The 15,945-nt window shown below is 64.9% G+C and carries 16 protein-coding genes; 10 read left to right on the top strand and 6 right to left on the bottom strand.

Features of this window, described 5'->3' with window-relative positions:
- Positions 1-18 precede the first annotated feature (18 nt).
- Positions 19-852 (top strand): cytochrome b/b6 domain-containing protein, encoded by an 834-nt coding sequence (locus SPYCW_RS03335; RefSeq protein ID WP_120215586.1) that lies wholly within the window; start codon positions 19-21, stop codon positions 850-852.
- On the top strand, positions 849-1,619 hold the full coding sequence (locus tag SPYCW_RS03340; protein ID WP_120215587.1) for a molybdopterin-dependent oxidoreductase: 771 nt from the start codon (positions 849-851) through the stop codon (positions 1,617-1,619). Before SPYCW_RS03335 ends, SPYCW_RS03340 begins: the two co-directional genes overlap by 4 nt.
- Before the next feature lie 459 nt (positions 1,620-2,078).
- Here the strand turns inward: SPYCW_RS03340 and SPYCW_RS03345 are convergent, their stop codons facing one another.
- Positions 2,079-2,516, bottom strand: coding sequence for a DUF1801 domain-containing protein (locus tag SPYCW_RS03345; protein WP_120215588.1), 438 nt, complete (start codon positions 2,514-2,516; stop codon positions 2,079-2,081).
- Between the two features lie 47 nt (positions 2,517-2,563).
- Positions 2,564-3,523: a helix-turn-helix transcriptional regulator gene (locus SPYCW_RS03350; protein ID WP_120215589.1), complete on the bottom strand. Its 960-nt coding sequence runs from the start codon at positions 3,521-3,523 to the stop codon at positions 2,564-2,566.
- A gap of 79 nt (positions 3,524-3,602) precedes the next feature.
- Between SPYCW_RS03350 and SPYCW_RS03355 the strand changes: the two genes are divergently transcribed.
- Positions 3,603-4,154 carry a DUF1579 domain-containing protein gene (locus SPYCW_RS03355; protein ID WP_120215590.1) on the top strand — a complete coding sequence of 184 codons (552 nt, stop codon included), beginning with the start codon at positions 3,603-3,605 and terminating at the stop codon, positions 4,152-4,154.
- 35 nt (positions 4,155-4,189) lie between these two features.
- On the opposite strand, the gene SPYCW_RS03360 is transcribed toward SPYCW_RS03355, so the two are convergent.
- Positions 4,190-6,259: a S46 family peptidase gene (locus tag SPYCW_RS03360; protein ID WP_120215591.1), complete on the bottom strand. Its 2,070-nt coding sequence runs from the start codon at positions 6,257-6,259 to the stop codon at positions 4,190-4,192.
- Positions 6,260-6,412: 153 nt separating this feature from the next.
- Between SPYCW_RS03360 and SPYCW_RS03365 the strand changes: the two genes are divergently transcribed.
- The 5 genes from SPYCW_RS03365 to SPYCW_RS03380 all read left to right on the top strand — a co-directional run bounded on the left by SPYCW_RS03365 (position 6,413) and on the right by SPYCW_RS03380 (position 11,341).
- The gene (locus tag SPYCW_RS03365; RefSeq protein ID WP_120215592.1) at positions 6,413-7,630 is read left to right on the top strand and encodes an argininosuccinate synthase; all 1,218 of its coding nucleotides are present in this window, start codon (positions 6,413-6,415) and stop codon (positions 7,628-7,630) included.
- A gap of 169 nt (positions 7,631-7,799) precedes the next feature.
- Positions 7,800-7,979, top strand: a complete 180-nt coding sequence (locus SPYCW_RS18775; RefSeq protein WP_145985934.1) for a hypothetical protein — start codon at positions 7,800-7,802, stop codon at positions 7,977-7,979.
- A 70-nt stretch (positions 7,980-8,049) separates the two neighbouring features.
- Positions 8,050-9,060 (top strand): threonine aldolase family protein, encoded by a 1,011-nt coding sequence (locus SPYCW_RS03370; protein ID WP_120215593.1) that lies wholly within the window; start codon positions 8,050-8,052, stop codon positions 9,058-9,060.
- Positions 9,057-10,013, top strand: a complete 957-nt coding sequence (locus SPYCW_RS03375) for a DMT family transporter (protein WP_120215594.1) — start codon at positions 9,057-9,059, stop codon at positions 10,011-10,013. The genes SPYCW_RS03370 and SPYCW_RS03375 overlap by 4 nt, the downstream gene beginning before the upstream one ends.
- 50 nt (positions 10,014-10,063) lie before the next feature.
- Complete coding sequence (locus SPYCW_RS03380; RefSeq protein ID WP_120215595.1) at positions 10,064-11,341, top strand: alpha/beta hydrolase family protein; 1,278 nt, start codon at positions 10,064-10,066, stop codon at positions 11,339-11,341.
- Here SPYCW_RS03380 and murA read toward each other — a convergent pair.
- Positions 11,328-12,611 carry a UDP-N-acetylglucosamine 1-carboxyvinyltransferase gene (murA, locus tag SPYCW_RS03385; RefSeq protein ID WP_120215596.1) on the bottom strand — a complete coding sequence of 428 codons (1,284 nt, stop codon included), beginning with the start codon at positions 12,609-12,611 and terminating at the stop codon, positions 11,328-11,330. The two genes, SPYCW_RS03380 and murA, sit on opposite strands and share 14 nt — an antisense overlap.
- Before the next feature lie 149 nt (positions 12,612-12,760).
- Here murA and SPYCW_RS03390 point away from each other — a divergent pair, with 149 nt between their 5' ends.
- On the top strand, positions 12,761-13,753 hold the full coding sequence (locus tag SPYCW_RS03390) for a DUF3011 domain-containing protein (RefSeq protein ID WP_120215597.1): 993 nt from the start codon (positions 12,761-12,763) through the stop codon (positions 13,751-13,753).
- Between the two features lie 117 nt (positions 13,754-13,870).
- On the opposite strand, the gene SPYCW_RS03395 is transcribed toward SPYCW_RS03390, so the two are convergent.
- Both SPYCW_RS03395 and SPYCW_RS03400 read right to left on the bottom strand, forming a co-directional pair.
- Positions 13,871-14,476: a 2-hydroxychromene-2-carboxylate isomerase gene (locus tag SPYCW_RS03395; protein WP_120215598.1), complete on the bottom strand. Its 606-nt coding sequence runs from the start codon at positions 14,474-14,476 to the stop codon at positions 13,871-13,873.
- Positions 14,470-15,201, bottom strand: a complete 732-nt coding sequence (locus SPYCW_RS03400; RefSeq protein ID WP_120215599.1) for an SDR family oxidoreductase — start codon at positions 15,199-15,201, stop codon at positions 14,470-14,472. Before SPYCW_RS03400 ends, SPYCW_RS03395 begins: the two co-directional genes overlap by 7 nt.
- A 195-nt stretch (positions 15,202-15,396) precedes the next feature.
- On the opposite strand from SPYCW_RS03400, the gene SPYCW_RS03405 reads away from it, so the two are divergent.
- On the top strand, positions 15,397-15,888 hold the full coding sequence (locus SPYCW_RS03405) for a winged helix-turn-helix transcriptional regulator (RefSeq protein ID WP_120215600.1): 492 nt from the start codon (positions 15,397-15,399) through the stop codon (positions 15,886-15,888).
- The last annotated feature ends 57 nt before the right edge of the window (positions 15,889-15,945 follow it).

Genomic DNA, 15,945 nt, shown 5'->3' on the forward strand with positions numbered 1-15,945 from the left:
GAGGGAGTGCCGGATGCGATGAGCGACGTTGATCCTTCTCCCACCCCGCCACCGCCGCACGTCTATCGCCACCGGCTGCCGACGCGCATCTGGCACTGGGTGAACGCGGTCACCTTGCTCGTCCTGCTGATGAGCGGGCTGACGATCTTCAACGCGCACCCGCGGCTCTATTGGGGCGAATATGGCGCCAATTTCGACCGTGCCTGGCTGGTGATCGGCTCGACCGCGGATGAGGGCTATTTGCGGATCGGCGACTGGCGGGTCGAAACGACCGGGGTGCTCGGCCGCTGGACCGATGCCGAAGGGATCCGAAAAACCTGGGCCTTCCCCGGCTGGGCGACGATCCCGACCAGCTACAGCCTTGCCGACGGGCGGCGCTGGCACCTGTTCTTTGCCTGGGTAATGGCGATGGGGCTTACGCTCTACATGTTGTGGACCGCGATCGGCGGGCATCTGAAAAAGGATTTGCACGTCCGCCGCACCGAATGGTCGCCGCGCCATATCTGGCACGACATCAAGGATCATGCGCGGCTGCGCTTCCCGAAAGGCGAAGCGGCGGGGCAGTACGGCATCCTCCAGAAGCTGAGCTACATCGGCGTGATCTTCATCCTGCTGCCGCTGATGATCGCGACCGGGCTGACGATGTCGCCGGGGATCAATGCCGGCGCGCCGTGGCTGCTCGACCTGTTCGGTGGTCGCCAGTCGGCGCGGTCGATCCACTTCATCGCCGCCTGGGCGCTGGTGGCGTTTTTCCTCGTCCATATCCTGATGGTCTTGCTCGCGGGGCCGGTGAACGAAGTGCGGTCGATGGTGACGGGCTGGTTCCGCCTGCCGCCGGAGAAGGATGCATGAACGAGATCATTCTGCCGCGCCGCCAGCTTATCGCCCGCGCAGGCGGCCTTGCTGCAACATTGCCGCTGCTGTCGGCTTGCGACGCGATCAACGACGCGCCCGCGGTGCGCAAGATATTGTCGATGGGCGAGGAGATGAACCGCGCGAGCCAGCGCGCGCTGATCGACCGCAACGCCCTGGCGCGCGAATATAGCCACGCCGACCTGTCGCCTTACTTTCGGCCCAATGGCACGCGCCTGCCCGCGGGCGCGGCCTATGCCGCGCATGCCGCGAGCGGCTTCGCCGACTGGCGGGTCGCGGTCACCGGACTGGTCGCGCGGCCGCTGTCGCTGTCGATGGCCGACATCCGCGCGATGCCGCAGCGCACCCAGATCACCCGCCACGACTGCGTCGAAGGTTGGAGCGCGATCGGGCAATGGACCGGGGTCCAGCTGTCGCGCATCCTCGCCGCCGCCGGGGTCAGCGACAATGCGCGCTATATCGTCTTTCGCTGCGCTGACCGGCTCGGCGACGCGCTCTATTATGAAAGCTGCGACATGATCGACGCGCGGCACCCGCAGACGATCCTGGCCTGGGCGCTCAACGACGCGGTGCTGCCAATCGCCAACGGCGCGCCGCTGCGCCTGCGGATCGAGCGCCAGCTCGGCTACAAACACGCCAAATATGTGAACGCGATCGAAGCAGTCGCCAGCCTCGACGGCACCGGCGCGGGCAAGGGCGGCTATTGGGAAGATCGCATCGATTATGAATGGTATGCGGGGATTTGACCGGTTGGCCCCTCTGGGCCGGAAGGGATGGCGCCTTTGGGGTGGGGAGCTGCCACGAGCTCCTCTCCCCTTGTGGGAGAGGATAGCGCAGCTTGCTCCGTCAGGAGCTAGCGAAGCTTGGTGAGGGGGCGGACGCCAGCACGCGCAAACCCCCTCTCAACTGCGGCTAGGCAGCAAAGCTGCCAAGCCTTCGTATCTCTCCCACAAGGGGAGAGAAGAAATGACGTACGTCCGCAATCGGTCGTTTCCAGTCGTCCGAGCTAGAAGCGCTTTCGAAAGTGCCGTATTAAAGCGATCGCCGCCCACGCCGTCAGCGCCAAGGTGAGCAGATACACGACGATCTGAAAAGGACTCATTTCGCTCTCCCTTGCTAACGAGGCTTGTGTTTCCTGCATCCCTAAACTGAGCTGTCTAGGTCCGCAATTGGTCGCAACCGGCCATTGGCCATGTCCGCAATATCTATCCCGGATAACGCTCGTTCATGACATCCCAGCTGAGCACAATCAGCTGCTCCAGCACGTCCAAATCAACATCCGCCAGCTTGTTGACGTAAAGACACGACTTGCCCGTCTTATACTTGCCCAGCCGCGCGAACAGCGCATCCGCCTCCGGCTGGCGGTCGCAATAATGGCCCATCAGATACAGCGTCATCGCCGCCTTGCGCGGGCTGAATCCGGCACGGCACATCGTCCCCGAATGGCCGCTGCCATAGACATAATCATAGCTACCATAGCCGATGATCGACGGCCCCCACATCTTCGGCTCTAGCCCAGTGACGCGGCGGTGGATCGCATCGATCACCGCCGCCTCCTCGCGGCGCCGCGCCTCGGGAACCGCGGCGATGAAGTCGGCGACCGACACCTCGGTCGCCTTGGTCTTGATTTCGGCCTTGCCCATGACGTGTCTCCCGCCGTCAGATTAGCGGCTTGGCGCGCAGAATCCAGTCACCGGTGGCGAGCCGCGATCTGTGCCGCCAGCGCCGCGATACGGCGGCGGAAGCTGGCGGGGGCGACGACCTCGACCTCGGCGCCCAGCGCCAGCATGTCGCGCGCGCCATGGTCGCTATTCTCGACCATCATTGCCATCGCGCGCCAGCCGTCGGCGGCCTGCACCCCGGCCGCGGTGACGGCTTCGGCGCCGCGCGGCGATTGCGCCGCCAGCCGCTTGCACCCGTCGGGCGAGGCGCGGACGGTTGCGCGCGTCGCGAACAATTCGCCCTCGAACCGCGCCTGTTCGGCCTGCCACCAACGCGCGAGGTGGAAATCGGCCGGGCGCTCGAAGGATGTGGTGCCCACCGCCAGCCGGTCGATGTTTGCGATACGAAAGATGCGCGTCTTGCCGCCGCCGCGCGCCGCCAGATACCATATCCCGGCTTTCAGGACGAGGCCTAGCGGATCGACCGTCCAGTCGCGCACCCCCTGCCAGCTGTCGTAGCGCATCGACAGCGCGTGCTGGTCGAGCACGGCGCGGGCGATCGCGGGCAGGTGCGGCAAGTTTTCACCGCTGCGATACCAGTCGACCGCGTCGAGGTGGAAGCGCGTCGCCATCCGGTCGGCCAGCGCGCCGCCATCGCCCGGCAGCGCCGCGATCAGTTTGTTGTGCGCGGCGCTCGTCGCTGCCCCGATGCCAAGTTCGCTCGCGGGACCGGGCAGGCCGATCATCGCCATCGCCTCGGCTTCGTCCGCCGACAGGCCGGTGAGCTGGGTGCGGTAGCCGTCCAGCAGCTGAAAACCGCCGCCGGGTCCGCGGTCGCCATAGACGGGCACCCCCGCCGCCGAGAGCGCGTCGATGTCGCGGTAGATGGTGCGTTCGGACACCTCGAATTCAGCGGCGAGCCCGGCGGCGGTCAGGCGCCCACGCAGCTGCAACAGGATGAGGATCGAGAGGAGGCGGCTCGCACGCATTTTTTCGCTGTAGCAGAAAATAACTGACAGAAAATGTCAGGATCAGGCGTCTAGAACGACGGTGCCAAGGGAGCAACAAATGAGCCCGATCGACCGCCGCACCGTCCTCTTCATGTCCGCAGGAGCCATTATGTCCAGCCTGATCCCCGCCGCCGTTTCCGCCGCGATCAACCCGGCGCCCGTCGGCAAGCCCGGCGATTTCGATTTCCTGACCGGCGAATGGCGGATCCACAACAGATTCCGCGAAGGCGAAACATGGATCGAATTTCCCGGCGAAGCGACCGTCGTCGCCATTCTGAACGGGATCGCTAGCGTCGAGGAACTGCGCATCCCGGCGCGCGGCTTTTCGGGCATGGGGCTGCGCCTGCTCGACGTCGAAAACAAAATCTGGTCCGACCATTGGGTCAACGCCAAATCGGGGGTCGTGACGGTGCCGGGGCAGATCGGGGTGTTCGAGGACGGTGTCGGCACCTTCCTGTCGGAAGGCGAGGGGGCGAGCGTGCCGGAGCTTTATCGCGGGGTGTGGGACCGGATCACCCCGACCAGCTGCCGCTGGTATCAGGGCACGTCGCGCGACGGCGGCAACAGCTGGGACGACAGCTGGTTCATGGACTGGACCCGCGTCGGCTGAGGCGGCGGGGGATCCCGCGCCGCCCCGCCGTGCGATCAGCGTTTCGCGCGCTTGCCCGCGAGTTCAGCGACCAGCGCCGGAGCGGGCCAGATTTTCTCCAGCCCTTCCTGGATCGCCGCGGTCGACACCGCGACGGTGCGGTTCAGCGTGCCGTCATAGCCGAAATTGCCGCCCAGCGAGTGGATGTTGCCATCGAACGCCGTCCCGATCACGCTGCCGTCGCGCGCGATCACCGGCGAACCCGAATTGCCGCCGATGATGTCGTTGGTGGTGACGAAGTCATAGACGACATTCTTGTCGATCCGCGACTCGGCCTTCACGAAACCGTCGGCCAATTTGTAAGGCAGCTGCCCCGTCGCGCGGTCATATGTGCCGCCCACCACGGTCGTCGCCGGCACCGGCTTGCCGCGCTCGGTCCAGCCTTTCACCTGGCCATAGGACAGGCGCAGCGTGAAGGTCGCGTCGGGATAGAGCTTGTCGCCATAGGCGGCAAAGCGCGCCTTTGCCAATCGTGCCTGCGCCGCGGTCACCGGCGCGTCATAGTCGCGGTCGAACGCCGTCTTGATCGCGCGGGCGCGCGGGTCGAGCTGGGTGAAGAAGCGGATCATCGGGTCGTCCGACGCCGCGATCGCGGCGGAGCCGCCCTCCCACAATTGCTTGCGATAGGCGGGATCGGCAAGCTTCGTCCCTTCCACCAGCCGCTTGCCGAGCGCTTCGGGGCTTTCCTTGCCCAGCAGCATTTTGACGTCGCCATTGTCGGCGCCCAGATATTCGCGCGCCTTGCTTGCCCAGAAGCTGACGCCCAGCTCTTCCAGCCAGGGATAGGTCGGTACCGGATCGGTCAGCCGCTTTTCGGTGAGCGGCAGCGCCGAGTCGGTGAAACCGGGCAGGCGCTCGCTGTTCGGCTTGCCGCGTTCGGCGGCGGCGCGCACCAGCGTCATCGCGTAGCCGGCCAGCGTCGAATAGCTCGCTGGGCCGCTCTGCAGGAACACGCTGTCGAGATAGGTGTTGCGGCGCTCGGCCATCGCCTTGTCGATTTCGGACCAGGGATCACCGATTTCGGAATTGCCTTTGACCCGTGCGCGCAGGTCGGCTTCTTCGGCGGCCATCTTGGCGGTAAAGGCCGGATCGTTGAGCGCGCGCAGCTGCCCCGACAAGGCCTTGAAGCTGTTTTCATATCCGAACAGCTCGTCGCCGCCTTCGCGCGTCTTGGTGGCGTCGCCCTCCATATTGGCAATCAGGCGACCGCGAAATTCGGACAACAGGATGAGCGTCAGCGGCAGGCGTTCGGCGCGCTGGAATTCGCGCTGCGTTTCGGTCAGCAGGCGCTGGGTCGAACCGGGGTTGCCGACGACGAAGGTGATCTCGCCTTCCTGCGGCGCGCGCGGATTCCATTTGAAGTGGGTGGGCGTTGCGACCGGCTTGTCATCCTCGTAGGCGCGCAGGAAGGCGGCATCCATCGCATAGCGCGGGAAGTTGAAATTGTCGGGGTCGCCGCCGAAAAATGCCGCCTGGAATTCGGGCGCCCATGCGATGCGGACGTCGCTGTACTTGCGATATTGATACAGCTTGTACTGGCCGCCGCCGAACAAGGTCACCACCTGGCAGCGGGTCTTGGCGCGGTCGGTGCAGCCAGCCGACTCGAGTTCGGCGATGCGCGCGTCGCGCGCCTTGACCAGCGCCTCGCCGGTCAGCGATCCGATCACGCCCTGAATATTGCCGGTGACGTCGGTGATCGACGTGACGACTTCGGCCTGTTGTCCGGGGCACTGGCGTTCGCGCGCGCGATCGGCGGCGTTGAAACCGCCCGCGACCAGGTCGCTGTCGGCGGTCGACAGATTCTGCAGGCAGCTGATGACGCAATGGTGGTTGGTCAGGATCAGCCCCTCGCCCGACACGAACGACGCCGAGCAGCCACCGGTCAGCCGCACCGCCGACGCCTGCGTCCGGTCCAGCCATTGCTTGTCGGGCGCCCAGCCATAGGTGCCCCGAATCGCGTCGGTGGGAACGCCGTCGAACGTCCACATACCTTCCTCGGCAGCAGCGGGGGTGGCGACGGCGAACGCCGCGGCGGCGGCAGAAGCGAAAGCAAGGGTCAGGCGCATCAAAAATCCTCGTCCGTGAGATATGGTATCATCTGATACTAGCGGTCGACGTCCGCGCGGCCAAGGGGAATGTTGTGGTAGCGCATCGCGGTTGCGCGGGGGCGGGCAGGCTGCTAGCCGCGCCCGCGATAATCTCTCGCCAAAGGTACCGCCATGTCCGATTCCATCAAGCGCGTCGTCCTCGCCTATTCGGGCGGCCTCGATACCAGCGTCATCCTGAAGTGGCTGCAGATCACCTATGGCTGCGAGGTGGTAACCTTCACCGCCGATCTGGGGCAGGGCGAGGAGCTGGAGCCCGCGCGCGCCAAGGCCGAGTTGATGGGGATCAAGCCCGAGCATATCTATATCGACGACCTGCGCGAAGAATTTGTTCGCGACTTCGTTTTCCCGATGATGCGCGCCAACGCGCGGTACGAGGGCGATTATCTGCTCGGCACGTCGATCGCCCGTCCGCTGATTTCGAAACGGCTGGTCGAAATCGCGCGCGAAACCGGCGCCGATGCGGTCGCGCATGGCGCGACGGGCAAGGGCAATGACCAGGTCCGCTTCGAACTGTCGGCCTATGCGCTGAACCCCGACATCAAAGTCATCGCGCCGTGGCGCGAATGGGACCTGACCAGCCGCACCGCGCTGATTGCCTGGGCCGAACAGCACCAGATTCCGGTGCCGAAGGACAAGCGCGGCGAAAGCCCCTTCTCGACCGACGCCAATCTGCTGCACACCTCGAGCGAGGGCAAGGTGCTGGAAAATCCGTGGGACGAGACCCCCGACTATGTCTATTCGCGCACCGTCAATCCCGAGGATGCGCCCGATGCCCCCGAATATATCACGGTCGATTTCGAACGCGGCGACGGGGTGGCGCTGAACGGCGAAGCGATGTCGCCCGCGACCTTGCTCGCGGCGCTCAACGACTTTGGCCGCAAACATGGCATTGGCCGCCTCGACCTCGTCGAAAACCGCTTCGTCGGCATGAAGTCGCGCGGCATGTACGAGACGCCGGGCGGCGAAATCTATGCGCGGGCGCATCGCGGCATCGAAAGCATCACGCTCGACCGCGGCGCCGCGCACCTCAAGGACGAGCTGATGCCCAAATATGCCGAGCTCATCTACAATGGCTTCTGGTTCGCGCCCGAGCGCGAGATGTTGCAGGCGGCGATCGACCACAGCCAGGAAAAGGTCAGCGGCACGGTGCGGCTGAAACTCTATAAGGGCAACGCGAGCGTCGTCGGCCGCAAGTCGCCGAACAGCCTCTACAGCGAACGCCATGTGACGTTCGAGGACGATGCCGGCGCCTATGACCAGAAGGATGCGGCGGGGTTCATCAAACTGAACGCGCTGCGCCTCAAGCTGTTGGCGAAGCGCGACCGCTAGAGCGCCGCCGTCAATTGCGGCGCGGCAAGGGCCAAGATGCTCTGTCGGTGCGTCGCGCCGCCGCGGCACTTGCCTGACTCGGGCGCGGATATGTGTTAGAGAAAGAGTTGAAAAGCGGGGAAGATGTAAAAGCCGATGGTGCGGGTTGGGCTTATTGCAAGGATCAGCCATGCCGATCGAACCTACCCCCCAAACAGCCGATTATGACTGGCAGCCATGCCAGATCTGGTTTCCCCGTGCGGGCTTGGTGCTCGACCGCCACGGCGTTCGAACGCGTGTCATCTGGCCGGGACAATATATGGTCCGCAAATCGCGCACGCTACGCAAATGGATGTATCGGCACCGTTAAACCGGGCGCAAATAGCCATTGTGAAATGAAGAATTAGCAAGACGGCGAGACCTGCGCTAAGGCGCGATTCGTGACTGCTACCCGCTTTTTCTCCGACAATGCTGCAACGGTTCATCCGGCGGTGATGGAAGCGATGGCGGCTGCCAATCATGTCGACACCGCCTATGATGGCGATGCGCTGAGCCAGTCGCTCGACGCGGCCTTTTCGGAGCTGTTCGAAACCGACTGCGAAGTCGTGTGGATCCCCACCGGAACCGCCGCGAACAGCATCATCCTCGCCCATTTCGTGCGACCGTGGCAGGGCATCCTTTGTTACGAGGAAGCGCATATCGAGGTCGATGAATGCGGCGCGCCGACCTTTTATTCGGGCGGCGCCAAGTTGATGACCTTGCCGGGGCGCGGAGCGAAAATCGACGCCGAGGCGCTGAAAGCACGAATCGCCGGGATTCGTCAGGATGTCCATCAGGTGCAGCCCGCGGCGATCAGCATCACCAACGCGACCGAATATGGCCTCGTGTGGCGCGCCGAAGAGATTGGCGAGATCAGCCAAGTCGCGCGCGCCAATGGCATGAAGCTGCATATGGACGGCGCGCGCTTTGCCAATGCCGTCGCCTATCTCGATTGCGCCCCCGCCGATGTGACCTGGCGCGCCGGGGTCGACGCGCTGTCGTTCGGCTTCACCAAGAATGGTGCGATGATGGCCGAGGCGATCGTCTTCTTTGGCGGCAGCGGCGGGCCAGGGGTCCGCGAGCTGAAAAAACGCGGCGGCCATTTGCTCAGCAAGGGTCGGTTCGTGGCGGCGCAGATTCGCGCGATGCTGACCAACGACCTGTGGCTCGACAATGCGCGCGCGGCGAACGCCGGGGCGGCGGCGCTGGCGGCGGCATGCGGCGACCGGTTGATGCACCCCGTCGAAGCGAATGAATTGTTCGTCCGGCTGACGCCTGCCGAGGCCGCGAAACTGCGCGGCGCCGGTTTTGATTTCTACGATTGGGGCGAAGGCGCGGCGCGGTTGGTGGCGAGCTGGGATCAGGATGCGCAGGCGGTCGCGCCATTTGCAGCCGCGATCGCCGCGCTATGAGCGCGCCGCCCAGCCTGCTGGCTCCGCGCGTCCTATTCCCCTTCCTCTTCATCACCCTGATCTGGGGATCGACGTGGATCGTGATCACCGGGCAACTCGGCGTCGTGCCCCCCAGCTGGTCGGTCGCTTACCGCTTTTTCGTCGGCGCTGCCGCGATGTTCGCCTATGCGGCCTGGCGTCGCGAACGATTGACGCTCTCGGGGTTCGGCTGGGGGTTTGCGGCGCTGCTCGGGCTGGCGCAGTTCGCGCTCAACTTCAATTTCGTCTATCGCGCCGAGCTGCACATCACCTCGGGACTGGTTGCGGTGCTGTTCGCGCTGCTGATTGTTCCGAACACCCTGCTCGGGCGCATCTTCCTGAAGACGAAAGTCGAGGGACGCTTTCTGCTCGGCGCCGGAATCGCGATCGTCGGGGTGGGGATGATGATCCTGCACGAATATCGCGCCGCCAACGTCGGGGCCGCCGAAGTGCTGATCGGCACCGCGCTCACCCTGTGCGGCGTGATCAGCGCGTCGGCATCGAATGTGATGCAGGGATCAAGCGTGGCGCGCGAGCAGTCAATGGCGGTAATGATCGCGTGGGCGATGCTGTTTGGCGCCCTGGGCGATGCCGGCTTTGCCTGGGCGACCACCGGCCCGCCGGTGATCGAGGCGACACCGGCCTATCTGGGCGGCGTGCTGTATCTGGGGGTCGTCGCCAGCGCGGTGACCTTCCCGCTCTATTTCAACATCATCCGCGCGGTCGGACCGGGACAGGCGGCATGGTCGAGCGTGCTGATCCCGATCATCGCGATGGGCTTTTCGACGCTGTTCGAGGGCTACCGCTGGGCGCCGCTGTCGATCGCGGGCGGTGCGGTGGCGCTGGTCGGGCTGGTGATCGCGGTGGCGAAAAGGCCCGATCGCCCGTCGGTCAGCGGCAATATGGTCGCGGTTCCAGTGGAGCGCGACGCGTAGGTTCGCGACCCTTGGTTGTCACGGGTGTATTGTTTCGGTAGGACGGCGACATGAAACGTCTCGCCACTCCGTTCGTCCTGCTCGCTGCCTGCCTGTCCGCACCGGCGCTCGCCCAAACTTCCTGCCAGCCCGGCACTTATGCCGCACCCGATGGCGATTTTGTTGTCCTCGTTCCCTTGCCGTCGATCGCGGCGCCGGGGCTGCGCTACCTGTTCCGCGACGGCCGCCGCGGAGCAACCACGGATGCGACGGCGCCGCTCGCGTGCAGCAACGACGGCGTAATGATTGGCGGGGCGACGTGGAAGCCGATCGCCTTTCGCGAAACGCCGACAACATTCAACAGCGTGGGGACCAAGCTGTCCGGGGTGCTGATCGAGCCGCCAACCGCCGATCCCAAACGCCCGCTCGTGGTCATGGTCCACGGGTCGGAGCGCAATTCGCCGATCGGCGGGGTCTATGGCTATGCGATGGCGGCGCAGGGGATTTCGGTATTCGTCTATGACAAGCGCGGCACCGGCGCATCGGAAGGCGAATATACGCAGAATTTCGAACTGCTCGCCGCCGATGCCGTGCACGCGCTCGATCAGGCGCGCAGCATGACGCCGGGCCGGGCCGGCCGCGCGGGATTTTTCGGCGGCAGTCAGGGCGGGTGGGTCGCGCCGCGCGCCGCGACGTTGACGAAGGCCGATTTTGTCGCGGTCGGTTTCGGCCTTGTCGCGTCGCCGATCGAGGAGGATCGCGAACAGCTGGTGTCGGAAGTGCGGGCCGCGGGGCAGGGCGATGACGCGGTGCAGCTTGTGAACCGACTGTCGTCGGCGACCGGCAAATTGCTGCTGTCCAATTTTACCGCGGGTTATGACGAGCTCGACGCGGTGCGGCGCGACATGGCCGGCAAACCGTGGGCGGCGACGATCGCGGGGGAGCATAGCGGCGCGATGCTGCGCATGTCGAATGACGAACTGCGCCGCGTGGGCCGCGCGCGTTTCGATAATCTGGAGCTGATCTGGGACTATGACGCTCTGGCGGCGCTGAAAAAACTCGATGCGCCGTTGCTGTGGGTGCTGGCCGGAGAGGATCGCGAGGCGCCGATCGAAACGACGCGCGGTGCGCTGCTTGGTCTCGCCAAAGACGGCAAGTCGGTCGACGTCTATCTGTTTCCCGACACCGACCATGGCATGTTCGAATATCGAACCAACGCCGACGGGTCGCGCAGCGGTACGCGGATCACCGACGGCTATCTGAAGCTGCTCGGCGATTGGATAAAAGGCACAGCGCGCGGTCCTTATGGCCGCGCCGAGCATTTGACAAAAGGCGTCAGCCCGCGCTGATCCGTTCGATGTCGGCGCCGACCGCCTGCAATTTCTCTTCGAGCCGCTCGTAGCCGCGGTCGAGGTGATAAACGCGGTTGACCTCGGTCGTTCCCTGCGCGGCCAGCCCCGCGATTATCAGGCTCATAGAGGCGCGCAGGTCGGTCGCCATCACCGGGGCGCCGACCAGATGGTCGACCCCGCGCACCACGGCGCTGCGGCCGCGCACATCGATGTCGCAGCCCATGCGGGCCAACTCGGGAACGTGCATATAGCGGTTCTCGAAGATCGTTTCGGTGAACAGCGACGCGCCCTTGCCCAGCGTTGCCATTGCCATGAACTGCGCCTGCATGTCGGTGGCGAAGCCCGGATAGGGCGCTGTCGACAGGGTGACGGGTTCGGCGCGGCCCGACATCGCAACGCGAATGCCCGTCTTGGTTTCCTCGACCGTCGCACCGGCTTGGCGCAGAGCCGACAGCGTCGCTTCCATCTCGTCGGCCTTGGCCCCGACCAGCTCGACATCACCCTCGGTAATCACCGCGGCGCAGGCGTAGCTGCCTGCCTCGATACGGTCGGCCATCACGCGATAGGTCGCGCCGTGCAGCCGGTCGACGGCCTCGATCGTCAGCGTTTCGGTACCGATGCCGTCGATATGCGCCCCCATCGCGACCAGGCAGTTGCAGAGATCAACAATCTCCGGCTCGCGCGCGGCGTTCTCAAGCACGCAAGTGCCCTTGGCGAGCACCGCGGCCATCAGCGCATTTTCGGTCGCGCCGACCGAGACGACGGGGAAGGTAAATTTGCCGCCCGCTAGGCGACCGCCGGGAGCAACGGCCTTCACATAGCCCGAGGTCAGCTCGATCTGGGCGCCAAAGGCTTCCAGGGCTTTCAGATGCAGGTCGATCGGGCGGTTGCCGATCGCACAGCCGCCGGGCAGCGACACCGTCGCCTCGCCCGCACGCGCCAGCAGCGGGCCGAGGACGAGGATCGACGCGCGCATCTTGCGCACGATGTCATAGGGCGCGACGGTCGAGGTCAGCGTCGTCGTGCGCGCGGTCATCACGCGGCCGAAATCCTCGGGCCGCGACCCCTCGATCGTCGTCGAGCAACCGAGCTGGTTCAGCAGGTGGCCAAAGCCGTCGACGTCGGCGAGCCGCGGCAGGTTGCGCAGCGTCAGCGGCTCGTCGGTGAGCAGCGCGCAGGGCAGCAGCGTGAGCGCCGCATTCTTGGCGCCGGAGATGGGGATACGGCCCTTGAGTCGCTGGCCGCCGCGAATGACGATTTGATCCATCGGCTGTCTTTAGCGCACGGGCGCGGGCGCGCAAGCGGGCGTGCCTTTCGCCGTGGTCTTCTGGTTCGAAATGTGAAACTATCCCGGACGATATCCGGATCGCGCACGGGCAGTGCGAACCGAGGCGGCTTTTCACGGGGGAGAAGGTCATGCGGAACAATGTCGTCACGATCATCGCGTCAACGGCGTTGATCGCCAGCCAGCTTGCTGTTCCGGCGATGCCGCAATCGACCTATCCATATCCGGCCCCGGGTGGGCCGCAGATCCAGCCGCCGCGCCCCGGCGAAGGCTACGCCGGAACGCTCCGCTGCGAATCGCGGGGTAACAAGATCCAGCGCTGCAATGTCCGCACCGACAATCGCGTCGACCTGTTGCGCGTGATGGGCGGCCGTTGTTCGAAGGGGCGCGATTGGGGCTTCACCGCGAACCAGATTTGGGTGTCCGGCGGTTGCCGCGCTGAATTCGGCTATGGCTATGCCAATAATGGCGGTTATCCGACGCCGCTGCCGCAGCCGGTCGATGATTATGCCGGGACGCTCCGCTGTGAATCGTGGAACTATAAATATCAGCAATGCAATGTGCCGACGAACAATCGCGTCGAACTGACCCGCAAGATCGCAGGCAAGTGTAACGCGGGGCGTCAATGGGGCTACACCGGCGATTATATCTGGGTCGACAAGGGCTGCCGCGCCGAATTCGGCTATGGCTATCGCAATGTACAGCCGACGCGGCCCGACAAGGACAAGGGGCCGAGCACCGGGCTGATCATCGGCGGCGTCGTCGTCGCGGGCGGGCTGCTCGCGCTGCTGCTCAGCAAAAAGAAGAAATCGGCGGACGGGACGACCGAGGAAAGCGCCACGACGCATCCGCCGCGCGGACCCGCTACAGTGAGTGCGAACCTCAGCGGCCTGCCCAGTGCAGCACGAGCGTCGGTGCAAAATTGCATGACCGATGCGGCGCGTCAGATCGGGGTGACCGGCGGGACTAAGCTGTCGTACGACAAGCTCGTATCGCTCGAACAGGGCAATGGCGGCTGGCGGATCCGCGCCGCGATGACCGCGACCTATCCCGACGGCACCAAGTCCATCGAAATGTACTGCCGCGCGACGCCGAGCGACATCATCCAGCTCGATTTTTCGTAGCGAGGGTTTCGCGCCCTACTTCTCCGCCTCCCGGCGAAGGCCGGGATCTGCACGTTGCGTCATGTCGCGAAGGCGAGATCCCGGCTTTCGCCGGGATGACGATATAGGGAACTGGATTTAAGCCAGCAGAGCCTCCTCGACCTGCCCCAGCCGGTCCTTGCCGAAAAACATCGCATCGCCGACGAAGAAGGTAGGAATGCCGAACACGCCGCGCGCGACCGCGTTTTCGGTGTTGGCGACCAGCTTGGCCTTGATCTCGGGCTCTTGCGTCCGCGCGAGCAGCGCCGGGCCGTCGAAGCCGTTCGCCGACAGGAAGGTCGCGATGACGTCCGGGTCGTCCATCTTCAGCCCTTCTTCCCACATCGCGCGGTTCACCGCGTCGATATAGTCGTCGAGTACACCTTCATCGTCGGCGACGATCGCGCCGCGCATGATCGTCAGTGTGTTGACCGGGAAGTGCGGGTTGAGGCGGAATTTGGTCAGGCCATGTTTTTCGATGAAGCGCCGCATCTCGAGATTTTCGTAGGCAATCTTGGCGGGTGCGTCGGCATATTGGATCATTGGCGCCTTGTTGCCGGTCGCCTTGAAAATGCCGCCGAGCAGGCAGGGGGTGATGACAAGGTCGGCGCCGGTCCGGTCGAGCAGTTCGGGCAGCGCCTTCATCGACAGATAGGCGTTGGGGCTGCCGAAATCGAAGATGAGTTCTAAGGTCCTTGTCACCATTTTTCTCCCCAGGGGCGAAGGTCGAGTTCGTGCGTCCAAGCGCTTTTCGGCTGCTTGTGGAGCATCACATAATTGGCGGCGATCGCGGCCGGATTGAGGATCAGATCCTGCGCCTTGGCATTGTCGAAATCGGGGTGGCGGCCCTTGATGAAATCGGTGTCGATCGCCCCGTCGATGACGGTGTGCGCGACATGGATGCCCTGCGGCCCCAATTCGCGCGCCATCGCCTGCGCCAGCATCCGGAGCGCGCCCTTGGCGCCCGAGAAGGCGGCATAGCCCGATCCGCCGCGCAGGCTCGCGGTGGCGCCGGTGAAGATGATCGTGCCGCGGCCGCGCGGAGCCATGCGCTTCGCCGCCTCGCGCCCCATCAGGAAGCCGCCGAGGCACGCCATTTCCCAAACCTTGGTGTAAACACGCACCGTCGTCTCGGTGATCGGGAAATTGACGTTGGCGCCGATGTTGAACACCGAGACTTCGACCGGGCCAATCTCGGCTTCGACCTGATCGAACAGCCCGATCATCGCCGCTTCGTCGCGCGCATCGCCGGGGAAGGCGCGGGCCTGATACCCGTCGTCGCGGATCGACTGCGCCAGCGTTTCCAGCTGATCGGCGTTGCGTTCGCGGCGGTTGACGCAGGCGGTCAGACCCTCGGCGGCGAACGCGCGGGCGATGGCGCCCCCTGTGGCGTCGCCGGCCCCGATGACGATGGCTGCAGGATTGGGCATAAGCGACTCTCCTCTTGCGTCCGATAGTAACTATGATAATCATAGTGACAAGAGGTTTTTGGGGACACCAAAGAAAGCTGTTGAGATTGCGCGTAAGAATGTCGTCATGGCGAGCGAAGCGAAGCAATCCAGAGCGGATCACGCTACCTTGGACTACTTCGCTTCGCTCGCAATGACGGGAGGTCGATTGACCCGATGCCCAAACGCACCGATCTATCCGACACCTTCTGCCCCGTCGGGCGGTCCGCCGAACTGCTCGGCGACCGCGCGGTGCTGCTCATTCTGCGCGACCTGTTCTTCGGGAATCGGCGGTTCGAGGTCATCGCCACCAATACCGGACTTGGCCCGCAGCTCGTCTCGGCGCGGCTCAAGCGGCTCGAAAGCGAGGGCGTGGTCGAGCGGCGCGCGTATCAGGAGCGCCCCGTCCGCCACGAATATTGGCTGACCGCCAAGGGCAAGGATCTGTTCGACGTGCTCTATGCGATGCGCGGCTGGGCCGAACGCTGGGCGTATCGCGATGGCGAAACCGGCGGCGGACCGGCGATGCGCTACATCCACCGCGCGTGCGGCACCGATGTCGGGACGGCGATGATCTGCCCGGGCTGCGGCGAAACGCTGGGTTATGGCGATTTAAGGGGCGAGCCGTCGCCAGCGCTAAGAGCCGAACGGGCGCGGCGCGCGGGCTAGACACATGGCCGCGTTCGGATAAGCTTTCGTCTCGATGCCAAGGGAGGCGAAGTTGCG

Origin of the sequence: Sphingopyxis sp. EG6, from assembly GCF_003609815.1 — a bacterium.
In the GTDB taxonomy this organism is placed as follows: Bacteria; Pseudomonadota; Alphaproteobacteria; order Sphingomonadales; family Sphingomonadaceae; genus Sphingopyxis.